We start from the raw sequence: 3,369 nt of genomic DNA, 5'->3' as shown, positions 1-3,369 counted from the left end.
GGGTATACGGATTTAATGGTTGATGGGGCACCTTCACCCCATCAATCTGATACCACCCTCAGATGGTTGATAGATCGACTCCGTAGTTGAGTTCCTCTGCGAAGTCCGGCAGTCCGTAACCGATGGTTTTCTTGTAGAAAGGAGAGACCTTCGCAGTCGGTGCCTTCTTCTTGTGCTTCGTGGTGTAGAGCATTCGTGCCCGCATCACCTCGAAGGAGTAACCGCGCCCTTCACGGTTCTTGTCCTTGGCCAGTCGGTTGATGGACTCCGTGTAAGCGTTGGTGACGGGCATGTCCGTCTCGAAGTAGGTCATGGTCTCTTCGCGCCAGTTTCCCACTGCCCTGACCAGATCGCTCCAGACTTCCTTTTGGCCCTTCGGGATGGTGGCTATCCACTCGTCCAGGGCGGCTTCTGCCTGGAGCCGTGTGGTGGCGTCCCAGATGCCGTAGAAGCGCTCCTTGTGCTCGTAGGCGGCCAGCAGTTGCGGGAACGCGCCTGTCCAGGTCTCCATGATGAGGCGCTCCCGGTCTGAGACTTCGTGAGCGCGTTTCAGCAGGATTTTCCGGTCTCCCTTGAGAGTCCGGCTCTGGGACGGTTTCAGCTCCTTTCTGAGGCCCTTGCGCACTCTCTCTAGGGCATCGTTGGCCATGCGCACCACATGGAACTTATCGACCACGATACGGGCCTGGGGCAGCACAGCCTTGACCGCTGCCCGGTAGGGGTTCCACATGTCCATGCTGACGATCTCGACCTTCTGCCGGTCTTTCAGCTTCATCAGGTAGTTGGTCACCACGTCCTGGCGGCGGGTGGCCAGCAGGTCGAGCAGGGTTCGCTCCTCAATGTTGGTCAGAATGCAGCGGTAGCGCTTGTTCAGGTATAGCTCGTCAATGCCCAGGATGCGGGGCGTCTCGAAGCGGTGCCAGCGCCCCAGGAACTCGGCGCGGGCGTTGAAGATGTCGCGCACCGTCTTCTCGTCCAGGCCGGTCTGTGCCGCCACAAAGGTGTAGGGGTGGTTGAAGGATTCCTTCTCCACGTACTCATGCAGCCGCAGTGTCATACGGAATCCGTCCACCATCTCCGGTAGCTGGGGCCTGAATGTTGTCTTGCAGGCCCGGCAGGTGTATCGGCGGCGGACCACCCAGAGAGTGACCCGCTTGCCGTGGATGGGCAGATCACGATAGGGAACGTCACGCTTGCCGAACCGTACGAACTCACCCTGCACGCCGCACTCCTCGCAGGCGATGGGATCGGGCACGTCCACCTGGAAGTGCATTTCGTCGTCGGTTGATTTGCAGCCCAGTACTTGGTATTGCGGCAGGTGAAGGATGTTGTCGGGAAGTTCGGTCATGGTGTTGTATAGGCGTAGGTGTCAGTCAGATCCATCCGGCTCGGCATTGGTGTTTGCTTTTTTACCCAACAAGCTGCTGGAAACGAAAAGTAAGGCACCGAGGACAATTGCAATATCAGCCAGGTTGAAGGCCGGCCAATGCCAGTCTCGCCAATAGAAATCAAAGGAATCCACAACATAGCCGCGAAAGACCCGGTCAATCAGGTTGCCCATGGCGCCACCGAGGATAAGACTGTAAGCGATGGCTTCTCCTTTATGACGATTTTCAAGGATCAGCTTGATCAGAAAAATCGAGACCACTACCGCGATTCCGATAAAAAAGTAGCGCTGCCAGCCTCCACCATTCGCAAAAAGACTGAATGCGGCACCGGTGTTCCATAGGTGCACCCAGTTAAAGAACGGGGTCACCGAAACATACTCGCCATAGGCCATTGATTGCTGCACCAGCCACTTTACAGCCTGATCAGACGCTGCCAGCAGGCCCGATATGGACAATAGGGCATACGGCGAGAGCTTTTTGCCAATAATGAGCATTATTTAACCCTTCAACGCCAAAATGCGTCTGGCACCGTTAAGTACAATGCCCCCCGCGATGGTGCCGATAATCAGATCCGGATAATTGGAACCGGTCCACGCGACCAGGGCGCCGGCGGTGATGACCCCCAGGTTGATCACCACGTCGTTGGCCGAGAATATCCAGCTTGCCTTCATGTGCGCCCCGCCTTCCCGATGTTTGGATATGAGCAGCAGACAACTGGTATTGGCAATCAATGCGACGAATGCGATAGCCATCATCACCAGCGATTCAGGCTCACTACCGAATACAAAGCGTCTCACCACCTCTACGAGCACGCCCACAGCCAAGATCAGTTGCAGTACACCAGCAAGATGCGCGGCACGTACCTGCATTTTCACGCTATGTCCAACCGCATAAAGGGCAAGCCCGTACACCGCCGCATCGGCAAAATTGTCCAGGGATTCTCCAATCAGGCCGGTGGACTGGGCGATCAGACCGGCAGTCATTTCCACCACGAACAGAAGTGCATTGATGCCGAGCAACCAGCGCAGGGTCCCGGATTCTTGCTTAGCAGAAGCTGCCGAAAACTCGGCGGCCTTGATGGTCTCCGGATTTGCAGCGACGGTTTCCTGAAGCGAGGCGCCTAGCCCCAAGGTCTTCAGTTTCGAGGTGACGGGCTCGACCTCGCCGTCATGCACGACCTTCAGCCGGCGGTTCGACAAGTCGAAGGACAGCGCCCGAATCTCCTCAAAGCCGTTCAGGGCTAGGCGAATCATTCGTTCTTCTGATGGACAGTCCATCTTCGGCACGGCATAAACACTGACCCATCTCCCTGGCGCCTCGGAGGAGGCCTGTATATCGGTATCCGCTGCGGACGTTGCATCACCGCCACAGGCGCCACCACAGGATTTGCTCATGATACGACTCCACTTGAACAATGTTGTGGTACCATTTAAAACTATAAAGCTACTATAAGGTCAATAGAGTAAAGAATCCGTTGGGGAGGAGGCTGATGCGCATTGGTCAGTTGGCGCAGTTGGTAGGGGTCGAAACACAGACGATCCGCTTCTATGAACAGCAGGGCTTGTTGCCGCCGCCTGATCGGCAGGACAACGGTTACCGTGTCTATACCGAGAAGCATGGTGAGGGGCTGGCCTTCATCCGTCGCTGCAGAATCCTGGGCCTGTCACTGGCTGAGATTCACGAACTACAGAGCTATCAGGACGACCCTCATCAGCCTTGTGCCGCCGTCAACGCCTTGCTCGATGATCACATCTCTCATGTGCGGTCGCAGATAACCGCTCTGCAAGCGCTTGAGAAACAACTCGTTTCACTGAGAGCGAGTTGCAACGATGACCGGGAAGTTGAGGCGTGTGGGGTTCTTGCTGGAATTAGCGAAGGAAACATGCACCAGCAGTAGGTGAAGCATCAACCAGATAATCCGATGAGATGCCGGTCTGTCTCACTCTCATGCAAAGGTAAGATCAACCATTTAATCCGCTTA

General features: G+C 56.0%; 4 protein-coding genes. 1 reads left to right on the top strand and 3 read right to left on the bottom strand.

Translation table 11 applies throughout. The features are described from left to right. Window positions 1–58: 58 nt before the first annotated feature. The 3 genes from NA637_RS24300 to NA637_RS24290 are packed head-to-tail and all read right to left on the bottom strand — an operon-like array spanning window position 59 to window position 2,782. Window positions 59–1,348: an ISL3-like element ISPpu12 family transposase gene (locus NA637_RS24300; RefSeq protein WP_004574636.1), complete on the bottom strand. Its 1,290-nt coding sequence runs from the start codon at window positions 1,346–1,348 to the stop codon at window positions 59–61. Window positions 1,349–1,369: 21 nt separating this feature from the next. Next, window positions 1,370–1,882: a signal peptidase II gene (gene lspA, locus NA637_RS24295; protein WP_004863699.1), complete on the bottom strand. Its 513-nt coding sequence runs from the start codon at window positions 1,880–1,882 to the stop codon at window positions 1,370–1,372. A 3-nt stretch (window positions 1,883–1,885) separates the two neighbouring features. Then, a complete protein-coding gene (locus tag NA637_RS24290) occupies window positions 1,886–2,782 on the bottom strand; it encodes a cation transporter (RefSeq protein WP_004574643.1) in 897 nt (298 codons plus the stop codon). A 95-nt stretch (window positions 2,783–2,877) separates the two neighbouring features. On the opposite strand from NA637_RS24290, the gene cadR reads away from it, so the two are divergent. Further along, entirely contained in the window at window positions 2,878–3,285 is a 408-nt protein-coding gene (gene cadR / locus NA637_RS24285) for a Cd(II)/Pb(II)-responsive transcriptional regulator (RefSeq protein ID WP_011487781.1), read from the top strand. Window positions 3,286–3,369 lie beyond the last annotated feature (84 nt).

It is taken from the genome of Stutzerimonas stutzeri (assembly GCF_024448935.1).
Taxonomy (GTDB): domain Bacteria; phylum Pseudomonadota; class Gammaproteobacteria; order Pseudomonadales; family Pseudomonadaceae; genus Stutzerimonas; species Stutzerimonas stutzeri_AO.
The sequence above is the reverse complement of the archived record's forward strand: the minus strand, read 5'-3'. Positions and strand labels throughout refer to the sequence as shown.